Origin of the sequence: Mycobacterium sp. GA-1841, from assembly GCF_001954135.1 — a bacterium.
Classification (GTDB): domain Bacteria; phylum Actinomycetota; class Actinomycetes; order Mycobacteriales; family Mycobacteriaceae; genus Mycobacterium.
The window spans coordinates 1-23,828 of sequence record NZ_MBEQ01000044.1 but is presented as its reverse complement, the minus strand read 5'-3'; the positions used below and the strand labels follow the sequence as shown (position 1 = coordinate 23,828).

Sequence of the window (23,828 nt, the reverse complement as noted above, 5' to 3'; positions counted from 1 at the left end):
CGTGAAGCGGTTGAGTGGGTGGGACGCGTTCCTGCTGTATACCGAAGCGCCGACCGTGCACATGCACACATTGAAGATCGCCGTGATTGCGCTCGACGATCTGGGGGACCGGAAGTTCGGGATCGACGATTTCCGGGACGTGATCCGCAGCCGGCTGGGCAAACTCGAACCGCTGTGTTACCAGCTCGTCGACATCCCGTTCAAGTTCCACCATCCGATGTGGCGGGAAAACTGCGACGTCGACCTCGAGTACCACGTGCGGCCGTGGCGGCTGCGCGAGCCGGGCGGTCGCCGCGAACTCGACGAGGCCATCGGCGAGATCGCCAGCACGCAACTGGATCGCAGCCGGCCGCTGTGGGAGATGTACTTCGTCGAGGGGTTGGCCGCCGGCCCCGACAACGCCGGCCCGCGCATCGCGGTGGTCAACAAGATCCACCACGCGCTGGCCGACGGGATCGCCTCGGCGAACCTGCTGGCCCGTGGCATGGACCTGCAGGACGGACCGAAACACGACGACGCCTGCTACGCAGCCGATCCGGCGCCGTCCAAGACCGAACTCGTGCGCTCGGCGTTCACCGACCACATGCGCCAGCTCGGCCGGTTGCCCGGCACCTTCCGCTACACCGCCCAGGGCTTCGGGCGGGTGCGACGCAGTCACCGCAAGCTGTCACCGGAGTTGACCCGGCCCTTCACCCCGCCGCCCAGCTTCATGAACCACATCCTCGCGGAGAAACGGTTGTTCGCCACGGCCACCCTGGCCTTGGCCGAAGTCAAGGAGACCGCCAAGGCGCTCGGGGTCACGATCAACGACATGGTGCTGGCCATGTCGTCGGGGGCGCTGCGCAAACTGTCCCTCAAATACGACGGCCAGGCCGACCATCCGCTGTTGGCGTCGGTGCCGATGAGTTTCGACTTTTCACCGGACCGCATCTCGGGCAACCGGTTCAGCGGGGTACTGGTCGCGTTGCCGGTCGATGTCGCCGATACCGCCGAGCGGGTTCGTCGTGCGCACGAAGCGGCTGCGTTGGCGAAAGAAAGCCACCAACTGATCGGCCCCGAATTGATCGCCCGGTGGGCGGCCTACATGCCGCCGGCGCCCGTGGAAGCGGTGTTCAAGTGGCTGGCCAACAAGGACGGCCAGAACAAGGTCCTCAACCTCAACATCTCGAATGTGCCGGGCCCGCGCGAGCGCGGGAAGGTCGGTGGGGCCACCGTCACCGAGATCTATTCGGTGGGGCCGATCACCACCGGCAGCGGGCTCAACATCACGGTGTGGAGCTACGTCGACCAGATCAACATCTCAGTCCTCTCCGACGATGCGACCGTCGACGATCCACACGAGGTCACCGAGGGCATGCTCGAGGAGTTCCGTGAAATCCGCCGGGTGGCAGGGCTTTCGGAGGAGCTGACCGTCGTCGAGTCCGCGTTGCCGCAGTAATTTCTGCGCCGCGAGCGTGCGTGTCTGCTGCCCACCCGCCGTCAAACGTCAGCAGTTGGCGCACGGTCGCGGGCGCCCGGCCGCGTCGAGATTCCGTATGGCCTGTCTATCCGGCGACTCTTGACGTAGGCTTTCTCCAAATGGGACTTGGATAAACCCTGTGGAGGCTGCCGTGCGCGTCGAAGTTGACCTGGATCGCTGTGAAGGCAACGCCATCTGCGAGAAGCTCGCGCCGCAACTGTTCGAGCTCGACGAGGACGACTACTCCGTCGTCAAGCTCGATCCCGTGCCGCCGGAGTTGGAAGAGCTTGCCGCCCGTGCGATCGAGGAGTGCCCGCGCGCGGCACTGCGGCGCGGTTAGCCTGCAGCCCGCGAGCGTGCGCAGAAGGTTGCTGTTGCGCGGCGTGTCGGGCGACAGACGCGCACGTTCGCGGTGCTAGCGCCTACTGGATCGGCTCGTCACCGAGCACCGTGGTGCGCAGCATGTGCCGAGGGGAGTTGGGCTCATACGGCGCGGCGCGATGCAGCACTCCCTGGTTGTCCCAGATGACGGTGTCACCCACCGACCACTTGTGGCTGTAGACCTTGTCCGGTGTGGTGGCGTGGGCGAGGAGTTCGGCCAGCAGCGCCCGGCCCTCGTCGCGGTCCATGCCGACGATGTAGTCGGCCGATGCGCCCAGCACCAACGACTTTCGTCCGTTGCGGTGGGTCCACACCAGCGGGTTCTCGTGCGTCGGGCGAGCGGCCCACCGGGCGCGCTGCTCGGGGGTGGGGTCGGGGTAGACCCGACGCTGTGAGGCTTCCAGGGAGTGCACCACCCGTAGCGTGGCGTACCGCTCTTGCTCGCTCTCGGACAGGGATTCGTAGGCCGCGTACGCGTTGGCGAACTCTGTTTCCCCGCCGCGCGCGGCCACCTCGACCGCTGACAGCACCGTGGCCTTCTGCGGGCATTCGTCGTGCGTGGGCGTGCAGCCGTCGATATGCCAGTCGAAGGTGGCCTTGAGGTATTCGGCCGCCTTGTTCTTCGTCTTGTCCAGGGTGATCGGGTAGATGCCCGCCACGGGATGATGACCGTCGGCGGAGTGGTCGATCTCGCCGAGACGTCGCGACAAGCCAACTTGGGCTTCCGGGTCGAGGTGCAGGTCGTGGAAGACCAGCACGCCGTTGTCTTCGAGGGCGTCCAGGATGGCGGCGCCCAGGCTGTCGTCGGAGCCGAGGCGTTCGGGGTCGACGCCGACAACCTCGGCGCCCACCGACGTGGTCAGCTTGTTGATGGTCAACACACTCATTCCGTGTGCCCTTTCGTGTTCGGTGGCGGTTACGGCCAGGGATCTCCGGTGCGGACCATGACGGCATCGGCGGAGTCGGTCGGTGCCGGCTGGTGCATGATCTCCACCGACATCGCGACCATGATCAACGAATAGATCAGGTGCAGCAGGTTGATCGCGTCGTCGGGCATCTCGTCGAGCGGAAACTTGTCGCAGTACTCGATCGCCTCTTCCAGCCGCGGGAAGAACGCGTCATAGAACTCGTGCATCTCCGGCATGGTGCTGGCAAGCCGGCGTTCCCAGCGCTCGGTCTCCGTTGCCAGACACCAGGTTTCGGCGTAGGGCTCCAGCTCGGCGAAGGCGCTGGGCAGCCCGGGGGACGTCATCGGGAGACTCCCGCCGGGACGAGGTCGCGCTGATACGCCTCGACCCAGTCGACCGCCATCTTGTGCAGATGGCGGACCAGGATCTCCTGATCGTTGAGCGGGTAGTCGTCGATGACGTCGTACTCGAGCGCGGCCTGGGTGCCGCCGAGCATGCCGGCATCCTGCAGGGCGAATTCCTTGAGTACCACGGCGGCGACTTCGTGTTCGATGCGTTCGCGCACGGTACGGGCCGGATGGAAATAGGTGAACGCCTCATAGCGGTGGGTGTTGTGCGAGGTCGGCCAGTACCGGTACAGCAGGTACCAGCCGCCGTAGATCAGGATCTCGATGTTGGGGAAGATCTGGAAGTTGCTGATCCCCCACGGCTCGATGTTGCCGGGGTTGAGTCCGTGCATCGGTAGCTCACCGAGGTCGGGGGTACGCCACGGACCCACCAGACCGCTCTGGGTGGCCCGCTCGATCGGGTACATGTATTCCGGCGCCAGCAGCCAGCGCCGGGTCCCCGCCGTCGAGACGAGCCGGTGCGGTCCGTCGAGCTGGAAATGTCCACAGGTGAAGCCCGCGTTGGGATCTCGAACCTCCGGTGGCACCTGCTGGGTGTGCAGTGACGGCACATGGTAGTACTCCTGGAAGGCGTCGGCGAAGATCTTCCAGTTGCTGTTGTTGTGCGCCACCCAGTCGTAACGTTCGGTCAGCTTGCCGAAGGGATAGTCGTCGAGCGCGGTGACCATGGGGCCGAGGAAATCGCGCAGGCTTTGGCGTGGTTCCGGGTCGAAGTTGACGAATACGAACCCGGCCCAGACGTCACAGTGCACGGGAACCAGGCCGTAGTCGGCGGGGTCGAGGCCGGTGAAGCGGTCGGCATCCGGCAGTGACTTCAGGGTGCCGTCGAGGCCGTAGCACCACCCGCAGTGCCGGCATTCGAATTCCGTTCCGGTGTTGCGCAATTCGGTGGCGCGGAAGTCCACGGGGACGACGGTGTGCCCGCGTCGGCGGCACAGGTTGTGATAGGCGCGGACGGTGCCGTCGTGATCCTTCACCAGCAGCAGTGAGGCATCGGCGGCTTCGACCTGGCGGGTGATGTAGCTGCCGGCCTCCGGCGTCTCCTCGACCCGGCTGACGTTGAGCCACGCCCGCTTGAAAATCGCCTCCCGTTCCAAGGCGTAGAACTCCGGAGAGATGGAGTCGCGGAACGGGATCGGTCCCGTACCGAGATCGGGGTAGTGCTCGGTCCAGGACCCCTCAGCCGGCTTGGGCCACTTGGTTGCCATGTGAACCTCCGTGTGACTAGTGGTTTGGGAATTGTCGAGCCGGGACTACGTCAGCGCTACATCACGGAGCCGCCGTTGACCCCGATGGTCTGCCCGGTGATGAAGCCGGCTTCGTCTGAGCACAAGAAGCCCACGGCCGCTGCGATATCGGCACCGGTGCCCAACCTCCCGAGAGGGATGTTGGCGGCGATGGTCTCGTTGGACGGTAGGTAACCCGCCGCTTGGGACTGATGCTGCATCGGGGTCTCGATACCCGACGGCGGGATGTTGTTGACCGTGATGCCGTGCGCGGCGTATTCCCGGGCCAGCGATTTCGTCAAGGTCAGCAGCGCCCCTTTCGACGCGGCATAGTGGGCCGCGAACGGCGTACCGCGCTGCGCGCTCGAGGACGAGATCATCACGATGCGCCCCCATCCGGCGTCGACCATGTCGGGCAGCGCCACCTGACAGCACCGGAAGGTGCCGCTCAGGTTCACCTCGATCATCTGCGACCACGATTCTTCGGTGATGTCGGCGAACGATGCGTAACCGAACATGCCGGCGCTGGTCACCAAGATGCCGACGGACCCGAGTTCGCTGCGCACCTTGCCGAACGCATCGGCGACCGCGGTGCGATCGGTGATGTCGGCGCCGACCGCGACGGCGGTGACGCCGGCCGACCGTAGGTCGTCGGTAACCCGTTGCGCGGCGTCGGCATTCACGTCGAGAACGGCGACTTTGTGGCCGCGCCGGCCCAGTTCGTGGCACGTCGCCTCGCCCATTCCCGAAGCTCCGCCGGTCACCACGGCCACCCTGTTCGTCACGTCAGCCACCTCACTCGTAGACCACTCTCACTGTGCGACTGGTCGGCAACGCCTGACACGTCACCACCCAGCCCTCGGCCACCTCGTCATCGTCGAGGGCATCGTTGTTGAGCATGCGCGCGCTACCCTCCACGATCTGCGCCATACACGTTCCGCACGAGCCGGTTTCGCAGGACGACGGCGCCTTCAGGCCGGCCAGTCGGGCGGTCTGGAGCAGCGTGTTGCCCGCGCGGTAGGGCGCGGTGACCGTGCTGCGGTCGAGTTCGATCGTCACCTCTTCGGTGACGGCGGGCTCGTCCGGGTCGGGTACCGGAACCGCGGCGACGCTGAAGCGTTCCAAATGCACCTGTTGCTTGGGGACTCCGGCGTCAAGGAGGACGCGTTCGACGGTGTCCATGAACGGGGCGGGGCCGCACACGTAATAGTCGGTATCCCCGTGGCTGTCGTTGGCGATGAAGTCAGCGATGTGTTGCGGCGAGACGACGCCGTCCAGATCGTCGAGATGATGGTGAACCTGAAGGCGCTCGCTGTGGGTGTCGGCGAGGTCGGCCAACGCCTCTCGGAAGATCACCGAGTCGAGATTGCGGTTGGCGTAGAACATCCGAGTCCTGCGGCTGGTGGCGGCCAGTGCCGACTGCACCAACGAGAACACGGGGGTGATGCCGCTGCCGCCGGCGAAGGTGACGACGTTGCGTTCGCCGGCGGTGAGGACGAAGCGGCCCTCGGGCGGTGCGACGTGCAGTTCGTCGCCGATGCTCACGGTGTCGTTGACCCAGTTGGAAACCAGACCGTCGCGATCGCGCTTGACGGTGATCCTCAGATCGGGATCGACGGTCGGCGACGATGACATCGAGTAGCACCGGCGGTGTTCGGTCCCGTCGATTCTCGGCCGAATGGTGATGAATTGGCCTGCCGCATAACGGAACCGGGCTCGGGCCGGCTCGGGTATGTCGAGAACCAGGGACACCGCGTCGGAGGTCTCCCGGATCACCTGCTTGATCCGCACGGGGGTGAACCCGTCGGCGTCGATCGCGTCGGCGGATTCCATGCGGGGCGTCGTAGTCGTGGATGTCTCCATCGCGGCCAACAATATCAAGTACTTGTCATTAATCTCAAGTGGTAGATATTTTCCGGAAGCGAGGCGTTGTTACTGGTCGATGTGATCGGAGTGCGGGGTGTGGCCCGTACCTTGTTCGATCACCCGGCGCAGGAGCGTCTTCAGCTGCTCCTGCTCGTCGTCACTGAGTACGCCGAATACTCGCTCATGGGCGGCGACGGCATCGGCGACGACGGCCGAGGCCACCGCCCGGCCTTCATCGGTGAGGAAGACCTGCAGGATCCGCCCGTGCTGGGGGTCCTGCTTGCGCTCGACCAGGCCCCGCTTCTCCAACGCGGTGAGCGCGAGTTGCACGCCTTGGGGCGTGATCAGCAGCCGGCGGGCCAGCTCGGCGCCGGACAGGCCCGGCTGGCTGGTCAGCTGACGCAGGACACCGATCTGGGCGGTGGTGACGCCGTGCTCCTTGACCGACTCGTTCACCTCGGTCAGCGAGAAGTAGAACGCCTGCTTGAGCCACCACAGGGTGTTCTCGGTGAGGTCCATGTTCTCGTCTCCTGCCACACGCGCGTCAACTCGACGCTAGCGCACCGCCGGTCAACAGCGTTTGACGACGCTGCCGTCCTTCATCACGAACCGGACGTCGAGCGTCGTGGCGATGTCCACACTGGGATCGCCGGTCACGGCAATGACGTCGGCCAGGTAGCCCGGGGCCAGTTGGCCCAGTTCATCGGCGGCGTCGACCAGGTCGGCAGACACCATCGTGGCGGCCTGCAGAGCCTGCATCGGGGTCATGCCGCGCTCGACGAGTGCGCACAGCTCCTTGGCGTTCTCGCCGTGGGGGATCGCCGGCGCATCGGTGCCGCACGCGACGCGTACCCCGGCGGCAATTGCCTTGGGCAGCATGGACTTTGCCCGCGGAAACACGTCGAGCGCCTTCTTGCGCAACTCCGGCGCGATCCGGTCGATGGCCATCGCATCGGTGAGATATGTGGTGGAGACCAGGAACGTGCCGTGGTCGACCATCATCTGGATCGTCTCGTCGCTGGCCAGGAAGCCGTGTTCGATGCAGTCGATACCGGCCCGGATGCAGGCCTGGATGGCACTGTCCCCGACGGCGTGCGCGGCGACTTTCACCCCGGCGCGGTGGGCCTCGTCGGCGATCGCGGCGAATTCAGCATCGGAGTACTGCTGGGCACCCGGCGCGGTGCTGTGGGACATCACGCCGCCGGAGGCCGACACCTTGATCAGCTTGGCGCCGTGGCGGATCTGGTAACGCACACACGCGATCACGTCGGGGACACCGTTGGCGATGCCCTCGGCGACCGACAACGGCATGATGCCCGGCGCCAGCCGCTGGAACACCGTGGGGTCCAGGTGCCCGCCGTAGGGCGTGACGGCGTGGCCGGCCGGATAGATGCGGGGACCTTGATGCCAGCCCTGGTCGATCGCCCGCTGTAGCGCGACGTCGAGCAGGTAGCCGCCGGTCTTGACCATCAGGCCCAGGTTGCGCACGGTGGTGAACCCGGCCTCCAGCGTGGTGCGGGCATTGACCGCCCCGCGCAGCGTCCGGTACGCCGGGTCGTCCTGGACGCCGTGCATCGGGGTCGGCAGCCCGTTGGGATTGCCCGGTCCGCCGATCAACAGGTTCAGTTCCATGTCCATCAGGCCGGGCAGCAGCGTGACATCGCCCAGATCGATGGTCGTGGCCGAATCCGGCAGTGGGGCTTCGGGATTGATTGCCGTGATGCGATTACCCTCGACGACCACGACGGCCGGGGACCGGACCTCGCCGCCGGCGACGTCCACCCACCGGGCGGCGCGCAGTACCGTGGTCTGGGTGTCAGCGCCGGTCACGGGACGGGCTCGACGACGCAGTCCAGCGAGGTCGCGCCCGAGTCGGGAACCCGGGGCTGCTTCCAGCACTCCACCGGGAACGAGACCGTCACCATCGAGTACAGCAGGTGCATGAGGTTGAGCACGTCCTCGGGCATGTCATCGAGGCTGAACTTGTCGCAGTAGCTGATGGCTTCCTCCGCGCGCGGGGTGATCGCGTCGTAGAAGGCCTGCATCTGGGGCATCGTCGAGCCCAGTCGCTTGGCATAGCGTTGCGGCTCGCTGGACAGGCACCAATCCGAAAACTGTTCGAGATCGGCGAATTCCGCCGGCAGTTTGCTCATCGGTTCACACCTTCGCCGTCTTGCGCTGGTAGTCCTCGATCCACGCCGCGGTCTCCTTGTGCAGGTGCCGAAGCAGGATCTCCTGATCGCAGAGCAGGAACTCGTCGATCACCCGGGTCTCGATCGAGCTCTGGGTGGCCTCCAGGGTGTTGGCGTCCTGCAGGCCGTATTCCTTGAAGGACACCGCGGCCAGTTCCTGGGCCAACCGCTCCCGCGGCGTGCGCGGCTGCGGGAAGTACAGCGTGCACTCGAAGGTGTGGGTGTTGAACGAGGTCGGCCAGTAGTGATACGTCAGGTACCAGCCCTGGCCCCAGAACAACATCACGAAGTTGGGGAACAACTGGAAGGAATCCAGCCCCCACGGGTCGCATTTGGCCGGGTTGAGCCCGGCCGGCATCTCGCCGAGATCCGGTTTGTCCCACGGGCCGAAAAGCCCGCTCTGGCAGATGTCTTCGATGGGCTTGCGCATCTCGTCGGGCATCTCCCAGGCCCGGACCCCGGACGTGCTGACCAGGCGGTGCGGACCCTCCAGCCGGTAGTGCGGTGCCTCGAAACCGGACTCTGCGGCGGCCTTCGAGTAGGCGGTGGGGGACTGGTTCGCATGCAGGATGGGTGCGTGGTAGAACTCCTGGAAGGCGTCCATGTAGAGCTTCCAATTCGCTTTCACCTCAGAGCGATAGGTGAACCGCGAGGTCATCTTGTCGAACGGATAGCCCTCCAGATCGGTGATCATCGGGCCCAGGAATTCGCGCAGTGACTGTTCGGGTGTCTTGGCGAAGTTGACGAAGATGAAGCCTTCCCACACCTCGCAGTGCACGGGCACCAGGCCGTAACGGCTCTTGTCGAGATCGAAGAACTCCGCTTCCTGCTGCACGAAGGTGAGTTCGCCGTCGAGGTCGTAGCGCCAGGCGTGGTACTTGCAGGTGAACTGCCGGCACACCCCGCTGGTCTCCTCCAGTGGCATGTCATCCCACACCAGCTTGTTGCCGCGGTGGCGGCAGACGTTGTGGAAGGCCTTGACCTCGCCGGACTTGGCGCGCACCACGATGATCGAGGTGTTGGCGGCCTTCATCTCGCGGGTGAAGTAGCTGCCCTTGCGTGGAAGTTGTTCGACCCGCCCGACATTGAGCCAGGCGCGTTTGAAGATCGCCTGGCGTTCCAGCTCGTAGATCTCCGGGCTGATCGAGTCCTCATAGGACACCGGGCCGGTGCCCAGTTCGGGATAGTGCTGCGTCCAGCTGCCTTCAGCCGGTTTGGGAAACCGAGCCATGCCCGCTCCTCTGCGATGTGATTCGGCCGACCACGCCGACGATGGGCTGCGGCGGCCGGCCAGGGCTTCAGCTCGACCGTAGACGGCAGTTCCACCAATGACAAGTAGTTGATACTCTGAAGTCGACTGAGGCGGGAGGGTCCGGATGGATCAGCATCTAGGGGAGTATCTCGGCATCGAGGCCGACTGGTCACCGAGCGGTGACCCGGCCGACGCCATCGAGGTCATCTCGCCGCACACCGAGCAACCCATCGCCCGCGTGCCGGCCGCCGGCCCGGCCGACGTCGACGCCGCGGTCGCTGCCGCCCGCGCGGCAATCGACCACGGGCCGTGGCCACGGCTCGACCCGGTTGAGCGCATCGCCGCGGTCCGCCGCCTGGCCGGGCTCTACGCGGAGCGACGCGACGAGATGGCGCGATTGATCTCGGCCGAGATCGGCGCCCCGATCAGCTTCGCCCAACGTGCCCAGGTCGGGCTGCCGACGATGATGATGTCGGCCTTCTGCGACCTCGCCGAAACCTATCCGTGGCACGAGGTCCGCACGGGCTTCTTCGGCTCCGACGTTCACGTCAAGAGGAGCCCGGTGGGCGTCGTCGCCGCCGTCGTGCCGTGGAACATGCCGCAGTTCCTGATCGTCACCAAACTGGTGCCGGCATTGCTGGCCGGCTGCGCCGTCGTACTCAAACCCGCACCCGAATCCCCGTTGGACGCATTGCTTCTGGCAGAGATGATCAAGGAGATCGGCCTGCCCGACGGCGTCGTCACCGTCGTGCCGGGTGATGCGACCGTCGGGAGTCACCTGGTCTCGCACCCCGCCGTCGACAAGGTCTCGTTCACCGGCTCCAGCGCAGCCGGCCGGGCCGTCGCGGCGGCGGCCGCGGCCAACCTCACCAAGGTCAGCCTCGAGCTCGGCGGCAAGTCGGCGGCCATCGTCCTCGACGACGCCGACCCCGAAACGGTTGCCGCCGGTGTCCGGTCGGCCAGCCTGTCCAACAGCGGCCAGATCTGCAATGCGCTGACCCGCATCCTGGTTCCTGCCGCGCGGGCGCAGGACTACGTCGACGCCCTGGCCGCCCGGATGGGTGCCCTCGTCATGGGCGACCCCGCCGATCCGGCCACCGAACTGGGGCCACTCGTATCGCGTCGACAGCAGCAGCGCGTCCGCGACTACATCGACCTCGGCCAACGCGAGGGCGCCAGGCTGGTCTGCGGCGGCACCGGCCTGCCCGACGGTCTCGACTCCGGCTGGTACGTCCGGCCCACGCTGTTCGCCGACGCCGACAACTCGATGCGCATCGCGCGTGAGGAGATTTTCGGCCCGGTGCTCACCGTGATCGGCTATCGGGACGAGGACGACGCGGTCGCGATCGCCAATGACTCCGACTACGGCCTGGCCGGCTCGGTGTGGACTGCCGACACCGATCGCGGTGTGAGCATCGCCGATCGTGTACAAACCGGCACTTTCGGGGTAAACCAGGGATACACAATGGATCCGTTCGCGCCGTTCGGCGGCATCAAGGACAGTGGATACGGCCGGGAACTGGGCCGCGAAGGTCTCGACGGTTACCTCGAGACCAAGTCCATCGCCGTCGCAACCGTACGTTGAGGAGACGAGCATGACCGTGACAGCATCGCCGAGGATTCCGGCCAAAGAACGCATCGCCGTCCGCTGTGTCGACTCGGACGTGCATCCCGTCCCCCGTCGTGGTGACCTGGGCCAGTACCTGCCCGAGCCGTGGCGCACCCGGTATTTCGGCTCGCACGACGTCGGCGATCTCATCTATTACGACGCCCCCGACTACGCGCACGCCTACGCCATGCGCACCGATGCCTTCCCGGCCGACGGTGAGTTCGCCGGCAGCGATCCGGACCTCGCCTTCCGGCAGCTGATCATGGAGGCCGGCGCCGATATCGCCATCCTCGAACCGGCGGCGTACTCGGCGCACATTCCCGAGGCCAACCACGTGATGAACTGCGCGCTGAACGACTGGCAGGCCAACCACTGGCTCGATTCGCACAACAACTGGCACGAACGCTGGCGCGGGTCCATCTGTCTGGCCGTCGAAGCACCCGAGCTCGGGGCCCAGGAGATCGAACGGTGGGCCGGCCACCCGTACATGGCGCAGATCCTGATCAAGGCCGAGCCGCGCCCGTCGTGGGGCGATCCGAAATACGATCCGATCTGGGCGGCGGCCACCAAGCACGACATCACGGTGAGCTGTCATCTGTCCCGTGGCGAGTACGAGGAGCTGCCGATCCCGCCGGTCGGCTTCCCCAGCTACAACCACGATTTCATGGTCACCTACTCGCTGTTGGCAGCCAACCAGGTGATGAGCTTGATCTTCGACGGGGTGTTCGACCGGTTCCCGACGCTGCGCGTCGTGTTCGTCGAGCATGCGTTCACCTGGATTCTGCCGCTGATGTGGCGCATGGACGCGATCTATCAAGCACGGCGGCGCTACATGGACATCAAGCGCAAGCCCTCCGAGTACGTCAAGGACCACATCAAGTTCACCACCCAGCCACTGGATTACCCGGAGGACAAGACCGAGCTGTCGCGGGCCTTCGAGTGGATGGAGTGCGACAAGATCCTGCTGTTCTCGTCGGACTATCCGCACTGGACTTTCGACGATCCGCGCTGGCTGGTCAAACACCTGCCCGAGCATGCCCGGGAAAACGTGATGTTCCGCAACGGGATTCAGACGTACAAGCTGCCCGAGACCGTGCCGGTGCTCGAAGGTCAGGTCCGGGTCTTCTAGGGCAGCTTGATCGCTGAGACGTACATGTCGACGATCGGCCGGTAGAGGTCGACGTCGTCGAGCTCGCTGCCCAGCACGACGGCGTCGCTGGTGGCGATGAGTACCTGCGCGAACGTCTTCGGTGGCACCAGCAGCGTGGCCCCCCAGCGCTCCATCCCGGAGGCGATGAATTTGCCCAGCGCCTCGACGACTTCGGCCCGCTTGGCCGCCACCCGCTCCCGCGCCTCTGGATTGCGGCGCAGGTAGAGCGTGAATTCGTGGCCGAGCGCGGCGTGGTCGGCGCCCCGGTCACGGCTCAGCTCGCGCCAGCGTTTGGCGATCTCGTCGAGCTCTGCCGGCCCGACCCGGGATGCACCCGACATCACCTCGGCGAAGTTGTCGAAATACCGCCGCCAGTACCTGTCGCTGACGGCCAGGAAGAGATCGTCCTTGGTGGCGAAATGCTTGTAGATGGCGCCCTTGGTGTAACCGGCGGCCCGCGCGATGTCATCGAGAGTGGCTGGCGCAAAACCTTTCTCGGCGAACACCTCCTCGGCGGCGTCGAGCAGCACCGAGCGCGTGTGCTCGAGTCTGCGTTCCCGGGTCCAGCGCTCAGCCATGGCCAGAGTCTGCCACAGAATCTGGGTGACCTATTGGAATCTCAGATACCAATGAGTATATTTGCATCGGTCGGCCTGCCTCGCGCCGCCGACTGCATCCACGATCGTCAAGGGGAAAAACCGATCATGAGTGATCTGTCGAAGCAACCCGTCGTCACCGAATCGGTCAGCGGGATCGCTGACCTCGGAAAGCCAGGCCCGTCGTCATCGAACGCGTTCAAAATCTGGGCGACCGTCGGCGGTTTGGTTCTCGCGCTGACGTTGTATCTGTTCGTCCGATGGGTCACCGGCCCTTATTTCGAGCCGGTCTCCGGCGGCCCGAGCGAGCCGCCGCTGTATATGAAGATCCCGCTGATCGCCAACGCCGTCGTGCTCTGGATCGGCCTGCCGGTTGCCCTGTGGTTCTTCATCATTCGGCCCTGGGTGCGGGAGCGGCGCATCACCCTCGACGGCATGCTGCTGGTGTCGATGGGCCTGATGATGTTCCAGGATCCGATGCTCAACTACTACAGCACCTGGTGCACGTACAACGCCTGGCTGTTCAACCAGGGTTCGTGGGCACCGCACATTCCGGGCTGGGTGGCACACGAGGAGCCGGGCCATACCGTGCCCGAACCGCTGCTGACCAACATTCCCGGCTACGCCTACGGTGTCCTGCTGCTCACCATCGTCGGCTGCTGGCTGATGCGAAAGATCAAGAACCGGTGGCCGGGGATCAGCAATCTGCGGTTGGTCCTGGCCACTTATGCGATCGCCATCGTCTTCGACTTCGTCATGGAAGCCCTGATCATGCTGCCGATCGGGTTCTACTCCTATCCCGGTGCCATCCAGGCGCTCTCGTTCAACGCCGGGACCTACTACCAGTGGCCGATCTACGAGGGCTTCATGTGGGGCGGTGTCCAGACGGCGCTCGTCTGCCTGCGCTTCTTCACCGATGATCGCGGACATACCTTGGTCGAACGCGGAATCGACCGGCTCCGTGGTGGTTTCGTCAAGCAGCAGTTCGTCCGCTTCCTGGCGATCTTCGGCGGTGTCAGCGCATGTTTCTTCCTGTTCTACAACGTTCCGGCGACCTGGCTGGGGATGCACGGAGATGCGTGGCCCGAAGATGTCCAGAAGCGCTCGTACTTCAACCCCGGCATCTGCGGCGAGGGGACCGACCGGCCGTGCCCGAACCCGGATCTGCCGCTGCCGACCAAGCACTCGGGGTTTGTCGACCACGAAGGCGTGCTCGTGCTGCCGGATGGGGTGACCATCCCGCCCGTCGTGCCGATTCAAAGGACGAACAACGATGACGGCCAGTAAGATTCGTCCGATCACCGACACAGGTTCATCCTCGCCGTTCTACCGGGCCGCGGGCAGCGAGGTCGAGACCTTCCTGGCCGCCGCCCGCCGCGGCGCGCCGGTGCTGCTCAAAGGTCCGACCGGATGCGGGAAGACCCGTTTCGTCGAGGCGATGGCGCACGAACTCGGTCGTGAGCTCATCACCGTGGCCGGCCATGAGGACATGACATCGGCTGATCTGGTGGGGCGCTTCCTGCTGAAGGGCGGTGAAACCGTCTGGGTGGACGGCCCGTTGACCAGAGCGGTGCGCGACGGCGCCATCTGTTATCTCGACGAGATCGTGGAGGCGCGGCAGGACACCACGGTGGTCATCCATCCGCTCGCCGACCACCGGCGCGAACTACCCATCGACCGGCTCGGCACCACCTTGTCCGCGGCGCCGGGTTTTCAACTGGTGATCTCCTACAACCCGGGGTACCAGAGCATCCTCAAGAGTCTCAAAGACTCGACCCGTCAACGCTTCGTGGCGATCAGCCTCGACTTCCCGGTTGCCGAGATCGAGACCGAGATCGTGGCCCACGAGGCCGGGATCGACTCATCCACCGCGGCGTCACTGGTGCACCTCGGAAACGCCATCCGCGGTCTGGACGGTTCGGCATTGAGCGAGGTGGCCTCCACCCGCATGCTGATTCTGGCCGGCGGCCTGATCGCCGAGGGACTCAGCCTGCGCGACGCTGTCCAGTCCGCTGTGGTGGAGGTGCTGTCCGACGATCCCGACGTGATCCGGGGTCTCGGAGAACTCGTCGACGCGGTCCTGTCACCACGGTGAGTACCGGTTGCCCGGAGCCGCAGCACTTCCGGTTCCTGGCGGGCTTTCTCGCCGGGCGACCGGTCGACATCGCAGTGGCCGGCGGTGGCGAGTTGGCGTACACCGACGGGCAGACCGTCTTCGTCTCGGCCGGCGCTGATCCGGACCGGCAGCGTCGCGAAGTGCTGGTCCAGAGCGCACTTCTGGGCGCCGGAAGTGTCGACGGCCGGTACGTCAAGCGGCTGCGGGCGCGGCCGCTGCCGGCCCGTCGCTACCTGGCCCTGGAAGGGCGCCGTGTCCTGGCCGAACTTGGTCCACGGATCGCCCTGGCGGCCACAGTTGTTCCCACTTGCGCTGTGCAGTCGGCCAGCGCCGAGGAATCGTTGCAGATCGCGTTGGGCAGAACCACACTGGACGCACCACCGGAGTGGTTCGGCACGATCAAACCGTCCAAACTGATCCGCGCCCGCATCGGCGGTGAGTCAGGGTCGCGGGCGACCGATGCCGACGTCTCGATGACCGCTGAGCACACCGAGGCCCTTGGGGACGACGAGGACGGCGAGGACGACGACGGGCCGGCCGAGAAAAGCTGGATTCTCAAGCTGTTCGAGGTTCCCCTCGGCACGCAGGCACCCGCGAAATTCTTGCGTGCGCTGTTCGGTGGATCCCGCTCGTCTGAAAGCGACGGCGCCGGTGCGGAGTTGGGTGTCGGCTCGATCCGCCGGACGACGCGTGCCGGGGTGAATGCACGTCCGGTAGCGACGCCCATCCACTTCATCGGCGCGGAGAAGCCTGGGGCGGCACTTGCCGTCGGCGGCGCGTGGTATCCGGAATGGGACGTTTTCGGTGATCGGTATCGCCAGGACTGGTGCCGCGTCATCGACTTTCCGCTCAGCGCCACGGTCGACGTCGCGGCGATTGGTGTGGCGCGCGACGCGGTGCTGCGGCGTCGGCTGGCACGAGTGGGCCTGGGCCCTAAAGTGTTGCGTGCTCGCGCCGACGGCGACGACGTGGACACCGAGGCCGTGATCGACCTGTTCGTCGATCTGCGTTCCGGCTATTCACCGCCCGAGCATGTGTACACCGAGCGCCGCAAGCTCGCTCGCAACCTCGGGGTGCTCATCCTCGTCGACGCATCGGGATCGGCGACCGATGCCGACGGTAACGGCCTTGCCATCCATGAACACCAACGCCGTGCGGCGGCGACGCTCGCCGTGACGCTCGAGGAGCTCGGCGACCGCGTGGCGGTGTACGGGTTTCGCTCCCAGGGGCGTCGTGCGGTGCACCTGCTCGGTGTCAAGACATTCGGGCACCGCTTCGGGGCCGCCGAACGGGCTCGGCTCAGCCAGCTGCAGCCATTCGGCTACACCCGGTTGGGCGCCGGCATCCGGGGTGCCGGAGAGATCCTCAAAACCCAGGCCGGCACGCCGAATCGGCTCCTGATCGTGCTGTCCGACGGCTACCCGTACGACGATGGCTACGAGGGCCGCTACGCCCGGGCCGACGCCGCCAAAGCCCTCGAGGAACTGCGGGCCGATGGGGTGGCCTGCCTGTGCCTGTCCATCGGCGCGGATACCGACGTCGATGCACTTGATGAGGTTTTCGGAGCCGCCAGCCACGCAAGTGCTGCGTCGCTGGGGGAGTTGAGCCCACGGATGGACGAGCTGTTCATGGCCGCCCTGCGTGAGCTGGCCGCGCCCAAACCGGCGCGCCGAAACTAGTCTCGGCGCAGCTATTTCTGCGCGGCCCAGACCCGCGCCCAGGTCAGGAACTCGGCGACCGCATCGGCGGTGTAGTGCCCGCGCGGTGAACCGAAGAAATCGAACGCATGCTGGGCGTGCGGAATCTCGGCGTAGATGACCGGCGACTTCGACACGTTGCGTAGTGCTTCGACGAACTCACGGCCCTCGACCACGGGAATGAGTGAGTCGTTGGTCCCGTGCAGCACGAAAAACGGTGGGGCATCGGGATGCACCAGGGTGATCGGTGAGGCGTCACGGTACACCTGGTCGTCGGTGCCGAGCGGAACCTTGACGATCAGCCGTTCCAGGATCTCCATGAATTCGGCGCGACCGGGCCCCGTGGTGGAGAACCAGTCGTAACGACCGTAGACCGGCACCGCGGCGGCCACCGAGGTGTCGGCGTCTTCAAAACCCGGCTGCCACTTGGGATCGTTGGGCGTCAACGCGGCCAGCGCGGTCAGATGTCCGCCCGCCGATCCGCCGGTGATGCACACCGCGTCCGGGTCGCCGCCGTAGTCGGCGATGTTGGCCTTCACCCAGGCCAGCGCCTGCTTCACGTCGATGATGTGGTTGGGCCACGGGTGGCGCGGGCTGATCCGGTAGCCGATCGACACGCAGATCCAGCCTTGCTCGGCCAGGTAGCTCATCAACGGATAGGACTGCGGCCGGCGCATGCCGATCATCCAGGCCCCGCCAGGTACCTGCAGCAGCACCGGGGCCTTGCCGTCACGCGGCAGGTCCGGCCGCATCCAGATGTCGGCCAAGTTGGCCCGGTGCGGGCCGTAGTGCACTGTGGTGCGCGCGTAGCGGCGCCGGCTCATCGAGGTGGAATACACCTCGCCGCGACGCAGCGGCCGCAGGGTTGCCGGATACTCGTCGGCCAGCGCCTCGTGCACCGGATCTTCGAAATAGGGCCGGGATTGCACACCGCGACGGTGCACCAGCACCAGCAGCGCCCAGGAAATTGTCTTGAACAGCAGGGAGATTCGTCCACCGGGGGAGCGGTAATCGCCCCGGACGGCGCGTCGCACCGCGTCCAGCACCGACACGGTGATCACCAGCGGTGCGTTCTCCGATGTCGGCCAGCCGAAGGCGAAGGCCGGAATGGTGCTGTATCCCTTGCGGCCGAGTGGTTTCACCGCGTTGGCAGCGTTGAGCAACTCGGCGGCAGCAAGGAGCAGCCGCCTTCTTCGACTAGGTCGGCGTTCAGCCATTCACCTTCTCCTGAAGTTGGCGTCGGTCGATCTTGCCGGTGCTGTTGCGCGGCAATTCGTCGAGTACGGCGATCGCCCGCGGCACCTTGTAATTGGCCAGGTTCTCTCGAACATACGCCTTCAGCTCGTCGGGGGTCGCGGCCCCGGTAAGCACCACAAATGCCGCCAGCCGCTGCCCGTACTGCTCGTCGTCGACACCGATCACCGCGGCCTCGGCCACATCGGGATGGCCGGCCAGGACCTTCTCCACCTCGATCGGATAGACGTTCTCGCCGCCGGAGACGATCATCTCGTCGTCACGGCCCACCACGAACAACCGACCGGCCTCGTCGAGACGACCGACGTCACCCGAGGACATGAACCCGTCGTGAAACTGCTTGGTGGTGCCGGAGGTGTAACCGTCGAACTGCGTCGAGTTGCGCACGTAGATGGTGCCCACCTCGCCGGTCGGGACCTCGCGGAATTCGGCGTCCAAAATGCGGATCTCGGTGCCTTCAGCGGGTTTACCCGCGGTGTCGGGCGCGGCGCGCAGGTCCGCCGGCGTCGCGGTGGCGATCATCCCGGCTTCGGTGGCGTTGTAGTTGTTGTAGATGATGTCGCCGAACCGGTCCATGAAGGAGGTGACGACGTCGGGACGCATCCGTGAACCCGACGCCGCGGCGAACCGCAGTGAGCGGCCGTCGTAGCGGCGCAGCACATTCTCGGGCAGGTCCATGATCCGGTCGAACATCACCGGCACCACACACAGGCCTTTGGCCCGGTGCCGGTCGACGAGCTCGAGGGTGGCCTCGGGATCGAATTTGCGCCGGGTGACGATGGTGCACGACATCGACGCGGCAAACGCCAACTGGGAGAAACCCCAGGCGTGGAACATCGGCGCCACGATCACCACCCGCTCCTCGGTGTGCCACGGGGTGCGGTCGAGGATCGACTTGAGCACCTCGGGGCCGCCGCCGGAATGCTTGGCGCCCTTGGGTGTTCCGGTGGTGCCCGAGGTCAGCAGGATCACCTTGCTTTTTTCGCTCGAGCGGCGCGGTTCAGTTCCACGGTGCTGCTCGACCAGCTTGGCGACGGTGACGTCGTGGATGTGGGTGTCGGTCCACGCCACGATCCGGCTCGCGGAAGGCCGATCGGCGAGCGCGCGATCGACGGTGTCGGCGAACTCTTCGTCGTAGATGACGGCATCGACTGCCTCACGGTTGACCACCTCGGCCATGGCCGGTGCGGCGAACGACGTGTTGAGCAGCAGTACGTCGGCGCCGATGCGATTGGCCGCGATCAGCGACAGCACGAAGCCGCGGTGATTGCGGGCCATGATGCCCAGCACTTTCGGCTCACCGCCCGGCAACGCCTGCAGCCCGGTGGCCAGGGCGTCGGCCTGCTGATCGACCTGTTGCCAGGTCAGCGTGCCGAGTTCGTCGACCAGGCCCGGCCGGTTGCCGCAACGTTGGGCGGCAGCGGCGAAACCCGAAGTGACGCTCATGTTTTCGCGTGCCATCGCGGCGGCGATACGCAGATACTTGTCTGGCCGCATCGCCGCGATCAACCCGGCCCGACGCATGGTGGTGACCATCCCGACGGTGTCGGTGACCCGGTCCAGCGGCCCGGTCAGCAGATCAAGAGGCCCCACGGCGTCAGCCGATCACCGGGAAGCGGCGCTGTTCGGCCAACTCGTCGAGGGCGCGCTGCATGACCTGGCGGACATGGGCGTCGACCTCGTCGATATCGGGATCCTCACCGAATTCGGCGGCGATGTCGATCGGTGGCAGGGTCTTCATCACGATCTTCGTCGGTAACGGCACATTGAGCGGCAGCACGGCCGACAGGCCGAAGGGGAAGCCGAACGACACCGGAACGATCTTGGTGCGGGCCATCCGCGCGATCGGGCCGAGCGCCTTGGCGATGCCGGTGCCGCGGGACAGGAACAGGTGGGTCTCCTGGCCGCCGATGCCGACCATGGGCACGATCGGGACGCCGGCGTTGATCGCGGCTTTGATGTAACCGGTGCGTCCGGCGAAGTCGATCTTGTTCGCCGACAGGGTCGGTCGATAGACGTCGTAGTCACCGCCGGGGAACACCACGACCACACCGCCCGAGCGCAGTGCCTCGTCGGCGTTCTCGTGGTTGGCCCGGATGAACCCGGTCTTCTTGAAGAAGGCTGCGGTCGGTCCGGTCATCAGCATGTCGTGGCTGAGGGTGTAGACCGGGCGTTCGTAGCCGAACTTCTCGTAAAAACCCGTGGCGAACACCGGCACGTCCAACGCGAACAGGCCACCGGAATGGTTCGACACCACCAGTGCGCCGCCGTTGGGGAAGCTGTCCAGACCGCGTACCTCGGCGCGGTGATAGCCCTTGATCAACGGTCGCAAGAAACCCATGACCTTCTCGGTCAGGCCCGGGTCCCACTTCGTGATTTCGGACGGGTCGGTGTCGGTCGCGGCCACAGGGTCCCCCTGATGTGGATTGGAACGTGTTCTAGTTTTGTTAGTGTACCCAGGTCGCGAGCTAAAAACCCATTCGCTTGCAAAGTTGTTGCCTTCGCCACCGGATTGCCGCACTCGATCCTTTCAAAACTGCACGCTCTCGCGGGTGGCCTTGACGAACACCTGGATTTGACTAGTCTAACTAGTCTGACTGGTTCTACGATGTGACGATGAGGACGATCACCAGTACGGAGGCGAAAGCAAAGCTGAACGCGCTCTTGGCCGAGGTCGAGGCGACTGGCGTCCCCGTCACGATCACGTCCCGCGGGCGCCGGGTGGCCGTGCTATCCCCAGTCGGACCGCGGGGCCGGACATTCGGCCAGCTGCCCGATTTCGATATCCCCGAAGACTTCGACGAGCCGCTGCCGCCTGGCGAACTCGAGGCGTGGGACGGTGTCACCTCGTGACCGGGGTGCTCCTCGACACAAACGCGGTTCTGTGGCTGGTGAAGTCGCCGGAGGAGGTGTTGCCGGCGGCCCGGGACATCGTGGAAAACCCGGCGAACGAGTTGTTCGTCTCTGCGGCTTCGGCGTGGGAGATCGCCACGAAGACCCGCCTCGGCCGGCTGGATGGCACCGCCCTGCTGTCGGGTTGGTCGAACATTCTGGAGGCGATGGCGGCCACGGATCTGCCGATCGATTCCGCCGACGCGACCCTGGCCGGTCAACTGAACTGGGAACACCGTGATCCATTCGACCGCATGATCGTCGCCCAGGCGATGCGTCGCGGGCTCACGATTGCCACCAGCGACAAGGTCATTCGCGATGGGGCGATGACCCCTGTCATCGCCACCCGCTGACTCCTCGGCGGGGCGCTGGACCCCGGCATTGACCTCAACCGCTGTTGAGCCAGCATCATTGACGACCATGGGATTCGACCTCGCCGCATATTTCGACCGGATCGGCCATCAAGGCCCGGCATCAGCCGATCTGGCCACACTGCAGGACCTCGTGGCCGCACACGGCCGGTCCATTCCGTTCGAGAACCTCGACCCGTTGCTGGGCATCCAGGTGGCCGATCTCAGCGCCGACGCCTTGGTCGACAAGCTCATCACTCGACACCGTGGTGGGTACTGCTATGAGCACAATGGGCTGCTCGGTTACGCCCTCGACGAGTTGGGTTACGGCGTCGACCGACTGGCCGGCCGGGTGGTCTGGATGAAGGGACCCGATGCGCCGCTGCCCGCGCTCACCCACAACGTGCTGGCCGTGACGGTCCCCGGTGAAGCCGGACGCTTCCTGGTCGACGTCGGTTTCGGCGGACAGACGCTGTCGTCGCCGATCCGGCTGCAGACCGGCGCGGTGCAGCAGACCCGGCACGAGCCGTACCGTCTGCTCGAGCCGGCCGCCGGCGAGTTCGAGTTGGCCGCCCAGGTCCGCGGCCAGTGGCAACCGCTGTACCGCTTCACCACGATGCCGCAACCGCGAATCGACCTGGAAGTCGGAAGCTGGTATGCCTCAACGCATCCCGGCGGAGTCTTCGTCGTCGGGCTGACGGCGGCACTGGTCACCGATGAGGCCCGGATCAATCTCCGTGGCCGGAACCTGGCCATCCACCGCTCCGGCGAGACCGAACGGATCCGGTTCGACACCGCCGCACAGGTTCTCGACGCGCTCGCCGAACGGTTCGGCATCGATCTCGCCGATCTCGGCGGCGACGTCGAAGCCCGGGTGGCGCAGGTGTTGGACAGCTGAGCCGGCCCGATCGGTGTCAGCCGTCCGCCGGGTAGATCAGTTTTCCGTCCTCGAGTTTCGCGTTGTCGTTCAAGGTGGCCGCCCGGGTGGCAGTGGCGGACATGATGTGGGTGACCTCGACCCCCGCCACGATCAAGGCGTCGGTGATCAGCCGGCGGTGGCACCGCCACGGCACCGCCTCGCTGCACATGATCACCGGCCGCTGTTCCCCGGACAGTTTGATCAGCTCACCGAGGCCCTCGGCGAACTCCGGGGTTTGCATGTAGTCGGCATAATCGCGGAATGCCTTGACCCGCCACGCGGTATTAAGGGTCGGGGTACCGGCCGGGGTGTGGCGGCGCCCGCCGAGCGTGGGCAGCCACCGATAACAGATATCGGGCGGCAGGCTGTCGATGATGGCTGCTTTGTTCCACTGCGGGAACTTTCTCGACGCCGGGAATGAGCGCACGTCCACCAGATAGGTGAGCTCGTAGGTGCGCAGGATCTCGAGTAACTCGCCGAACTCACGGGTCGAGTGACCGACCGTCCACACCCGATGGGTCATGTTCTCTCCTCTCCCCGCCGTGGTACCCGTGCGGTACCCGGTTTCACCGCGGGTGGCCGCGGGTAGCTCAGGTGACATGAGCACCCAGTTCAAGGTTGGCGACCACGTCAAATGGAACTCGGAAGCCGGGTATGTCAGTGGCAAGATTCTGAAGGTGCATACCCGTGACGTGGACTATAAAGGCCATACCCGTCGCGCCAGTCGTGACGAGCCGCAGTACGAGATCGCAAGCGACAAGACCGATCACGTCGCGATGCACAAGGGATCAGCGCTGCAGAAGATCCGAAACAGCGGCGACTGATCCGGGCCGGACGGCGGCCATACTTATCCCGGTGGATGAGGAGGCTGACCGTGAAAACCGTGTACTACACCGCGTCGAGTCTGGACGGGTTCATCGTCGACACCGACGACAGCTTGGACTGGCTGATCTCACGTGACATCGACCAGAACGGGCCGTTCGGCTATGACGAATTCATCGGAACCATCGGCGCGTTGGTGATGGGATCGGCCACCTACGAGTGGATCGTGAAGAACCAGCCCGGCGAATGGATGTACGAGCAGCCGACGTGGGTGTTGACCCGCCGACCACAGATCGTCGCCGCCGGGCATCCCGTGCAGGTTCATTGCGGAAACGTCGGTGAGTTACACCCACAGCTGGTGACGGCCGCAGCGGGTAAGGATGTCTGGGTGGTCGGAGGGGGAGAGGTCGCCGCTCAATTCGTCGCGGCGGGCCTGATCGACGAGATGATCGTCAGCTATGCGCCGTGTTCCCTGGGTGCGGGTGCGCGCGTGCTGCCGGTCCGGTCCGAATGGGTACCGGCCGAATCGGTACTCAACGGCGAGTTCGTCTGCGTCCGCTGGGTCAGAGCGCAGCCGGTCGCTTGATCCCCGTTGCCCGCCAGACGCAGATGTCCCGGAAAACCAGGGTTTTTCGGGGCCACTGCGTCTGCTCGCGGGGAGAACTAGGGGGTGTAGCCGAACGGCAGCACCCCCCTCATGGGCTGGGTGTAGGCGTCGATGCCCGCGGGGCC

At 65.7% G+C, this 23,828-nt stretch carries 26 protein-coding genes; 12 read left to right on the top strand and 14 right to left on the bottom strand.

Going from position 1 to position 23,828, the window contains the following annotated elements; genetic code table 11:
- The first annotated feature begins 1 nt into the window (after position 1).
- A complete protein-coding gene (locus A5740_RS10940) occupies positions 2–1,438 on the top strand; it encodes a wax ester/triacylglycerol synthase family O-acyltransferase (RefSeq protein WP_076193940.1) in 1,437 nt (478 codons plus the stop codon).
- Between the two features lie 172 nt (positions 1,439–1,610).
- Positions 1,611–1,799 (top strand): ferredoxin, encoded by a 189-nt coding sequence (locus A5740_RS10935; RefSeq protein ID WP_076193987.1) that lies wholly within the window; start codon positions 1,611–1,613, stop codon positions 1,797–1,799.
- 82 nt (positions 1,800–1,881) lie between these two features.
- Here the strand turns inward: A5740_RS10935 and A5740_RS10930 are convergent, their stop codons facing one another.
- From A5740_RS10930 to A5740_RS10890, 9 genes are all read right to left on the bottom strand, one after another.
- Complete coding sequence (locus tag A5740_RS10930) at positions 1,882–2,727, bottom strand: TauD/TfdA family dioxygenase (RefSeq protein WP_076193938.1); 846 nt, start codon at positions 2,725–2,727, stop codon at positions 1,882–1,884.
- Positions 2,728–2,756: 29 nt separating this feature from the next.
- Positions 2,757–3,092, bottom strand: a complete 336-nt coding sequence (locus A5740_RS10925; protein ID WP_076193936.1) for a hypothetical protein — start codon at positions 3,090–3,092, stop codon at positions 2,757–2,759.
- A complete protein-coding gene (locus tag A5740_RS10920; RefSeq protein ID WP_076193934.1) occupies positions 3,089–4,363 on the bottom strand; it encodes an aromatic ring-hydroxylating dioxygenase subunit alpha in 1,275 nt (424 codons plus the stop codon). The genes A5740_RS10925 and A5740_RS10920 overlap by 4 nt, the downstream gene beginning before the upstream one ends.
- Before the next feature lie 56 nt (positions 4,364–4,419).
- Complete coding sequence (locus A5740_RS10915; RefSeq protein ID WP_256386360.1) at positions 4,420–5,166, bottom strand: SDR family NAD(P)-dependent oxidoreductase; 747 nt, start codon at positions 5,164–5,166, stop codon at positions 4,420–4,422.
- A 10-nt stretch (positions 5,167–5,176) separates the two neighbouring features.
- Complete coding sequence (locus tag A5740_RS10910) at positions 5,177–6,244, bottom strand: ferredoxin--NADP reductase (protein ID WP_076193932.1); 1,068 nt, start codon at positions 6,242–6,244, stop codon at positions 5,177–5,179.
- 69 nt (positions 6,245–6,313) lie between these two features.
- Positions 6,314–6,766, bottom strand: a complete 453-nt coding sequence (locus tag A5740_RS10905) for a MarR family winged helix-turn-helix transcriptional regulator (protein WP_076193930.1) — start codon at positions 6,764–6,766, stop codon at positions 6,314–6,316.
- Positions 6,767–6,817: 51 nt separating this feature from the next.
- Positions 6,818–8,077, bottom strand: a complete 1,260-nt coding sequence (locus A5740_RS10900) for an amidohydrolase family protein (protein ID WP_076193928.1) — start codon at positions 8,075–8,077, stop codon at positions 6,818–6,820.
- Positions 8,074–8,400 carry a hypothetical protein gene (locus A5740_RS10895; protein WP_076193926.1) on the bottom strand — a complete coding sequence of 109 codons (327 nt, stop codon included), beginning with the start codon at positions 8,398–8,400 and terminating at the stop codon, positions 8,074–8,076. Before A5740_RS10895 ends, A5740_RS10900 begins: the two co-directional genes overlap by 4 nt.
- A gap of 4 nt (positions 8,401–8,404) precedes the next feature.
- Positions 8,405–9,670 (bottom strand): SRPBCC family protein, encoded by a 1,266-nt coding sequence (locus tag A5740_RS10890; RefSeq protein ID WP_076193924.1) that lies wholly within the window; start codon positions 9,668–9,670, stop codon positions 8,405–8,407.
- 145 nt (positions 9,671–9,815) lie between these two features.
- Here A5740_RS10890 and A5740_RS10885 point away from each other — a divergent pair, with 145 nt between their 5' ends.
- Positions 9,816–11,276 (top strand): aldehyde dehydrogenase, encoded by a 1,461-nt coding sequence (locus A5740_RS10885; RefSeq protein ID WP_076193922.1) that lies wholly within the window; start codon positions 9,816–9,818, stop codon positions 11,274–11,276.
- A gap of 10 nt (positions 11,277–11,286) precedes the next feature.
- Positions 11,287–12,429: an amidohydrolase family protein gene (locus A5740_RS10880; RefSeq protein WP_076193920.1), complete on the top strand. Its 1,143-nt coding sequence runs from the start codon at positions 11,287–11,289 to the stop codon at positions 12,427–12,429.
- On the opposite strand, the gene A5740_RS10875 is transcribed toward A5740_RS10880, so the two are convergent.
- Positions 12,426–13,028 (bottom strand): TetR/AcrR family transcriptional regulator, encoded by a 603-nt coding sequence (locus A5740_RS10875; protein ID WP_076193918.1) that lies wholly within the window; start codon positions 13,026–13,028, stop codon positions 12,426–12,428. The genes A5740_RS10880 and A5740_RS10875 overlap by 4 nt on opposite strands.
- A gap of 126 nt (positions 13,029–13,154) precedes the next feature.
- On the opposite strand from A5740_RS10875, the gene A5740_RS10870 reads away from it, so the two are divergent.
- From A5740_RS10870 to A5740_RS10860, 3 genes are read left to right on the top strand one after another with little or no spacing between them, the layout of a single operon-like run.
- Complete coding sequence (locus A5740_RS10870) at positions 13,155–14,333, top strand: spirocyclase AveC family protein (RefSeq protein WP_076193916.1); 1,179 nt, start codon at positions 13,155–13,157, stop codon at positions 14,331–14,333.
- The gene (locus A5740_RS10865) at positions 14,320–15,141 is read left to right on the top strand and encodes a CbbQ/NirQ/NorQ/GpvN family protein (RefSeq protein WP_076193914.1); all 822 of its coding nucleotides are present in this window, start codon (positions 14,320–14,322) and stop codon (positions 15,139–15,141) included. Before A5740_RS10870 ends, A5740_RS10865 begins: the two co-directional genes overlap by 14 nt.
- Complete coding sequence (locus tag A5740_RS10860) at positions 15,138–16,841, top strand: nitric oxide reductase activation protein NorD (RefSeq protein WP_076193912.1); 1,704 nt, start codon at positions 15,138–15,140, stop codon at positions 16,839–16,841. Before A5740_RS10865 ends, A5740_RS10860 begins: the two co-directional genes overlap by 4 nt.
- 11 nt (positions 16,842–16,852) lie before the next feature.
- On the opposite strand, the gene A5740_RS10855 is transcribed toward A5740_RS10860, so the two are convergent.
- The 3 genes from A5740_RS10855 to A5740_RS10845 form a co-directional block, all read right to left on the bottom strand.
- The gene (locus A5740_RS10855) at positions 16,853–18,076 is read right to left on the bottom strand and encodes an alpha/beta hydrolase (protein ID WP_076193911.1); all 1,224 of its coding nucleotides are present in this window, start codon (positions 18,074–18,076) and stop codon (positions 16,853–16,855) included.
- Positions 18,069–19,649, bottom strand: coding sequence for an acyl-CoA ligase FadD12 (gene fadD12, locus A5740_RS10850; RefSeq protein WP_217696692.1), 1,581 nt, complete (start codon positions 19,647–19,649; stop codon positions 18,069–18,071). The genes A5740_RS10855 and fadD12 overlap by 8 nt, the downstream gene beginning before the upstream one ends.
- Before the next feature lie 61 nt (positions 19,650–19,710).
- The gene (locus tag A5740_RS10845) at positions 19,711–20,520 is read right to left on the bottom strand and encodes a 1-acyl-sn-glycerol-3-phosphate acyltransferase (protein WP_076193908.1); all 810 of its coding nucleotides are present in this window, start codon (positions 20,518–20,520) and stop codon (positions 19,711–19,713) included.
- A 209-nt stretch (positions 20,521–20,729) separates the two neighbouring features.
- Between A5740_RS10845 and A5740_RS10840 the strand changes: the two genes are divergently transcribed.
- From A5740_RS10840 to A5740_RS10830, 3 genes are all read left to right on the top strand, one after another.
- The gene (locus A5740_RS10840) at positions 20,730–20,966 is read left to right on the top strand and encodes a type II toxin-antitoxin system Phd/YefM family antitoxin (protein ID WP_076193983.1); all 237 of its coding nucleotides are present in this window, start codon (positions 20,730–20,732) and stop codon (positions 20,964–20,966) included.
- Positions 20,963–21,358, top strand: a complete 396-nt coding sequence (locus A5740_RS10835) for a type II toxin-antitoxin system VapC family toxin (RefSeq protein WP_076193906.1) — start codon at positions 20,963–20,965, stop codon at positions 21,356–21,358. The genes A5740_RS10840 and A5740_RS10835 overlap by 4 nt, the downstream gene beginning before the upstream one ends.
- A 67-nt stretch (positions 21,359–21,425) precedes the next feature.
- Complete coding sequence (locus tag A5740_RS10830) at positions 21,426–22,253, top strand: arylamine N-acetyltransferase (protein WP_076193904.1); 828 nt, start codon at positions 21,426–21,428, stop codon at positions 22,251–22,253.
- 16 nt (positions 22,254–22,269) lie between these two features.
- Here A5740_RS10830 and A5740_RS10825 read toward each other — a convergent pair whose 3' ends face one another.
- Positions 22,270–22,797 carry a DUF488 family protein gene (locus A5740_RS10825; protein WP_076193902.1) on the bottom strand — a complete coding sequence of 176 codons (528 nt, stop codon included), beginning with the start codon at positions 22,795–22,797 and terminating at the stop codon, positions 22,270–22,272.
- A 76-nt stretch (positions 22,798–22,873) separates the two neighbouring features.
- Between A5740_RS10825 and A5740_RS10820 the strand changes: the two genes are divergently transcribed.
- Positions 22,874–23,098, top strand: a complete 225-nt coding sequence (locus A5740_RS10820) for a DUF2945 domain-containing protein (RefSeq protein WP_076193981.1) — start codon at positions 22,874–22,876, stop codon at positions 23,096–23,098.
- Between the two features lie 50 nt (positions 23,099–23,148).
- Entirely contained in the window at positions 23,149–23,682 is a 534-nt protein-coding gene (locus tag A5740_RS10815) for a dihydrofolate reductase family protein (protein WP_076193900.1), read from the top strand.
- The last annotated feature ends 146 nt before the right edge of the window (positions 23,683–23,828 follow it).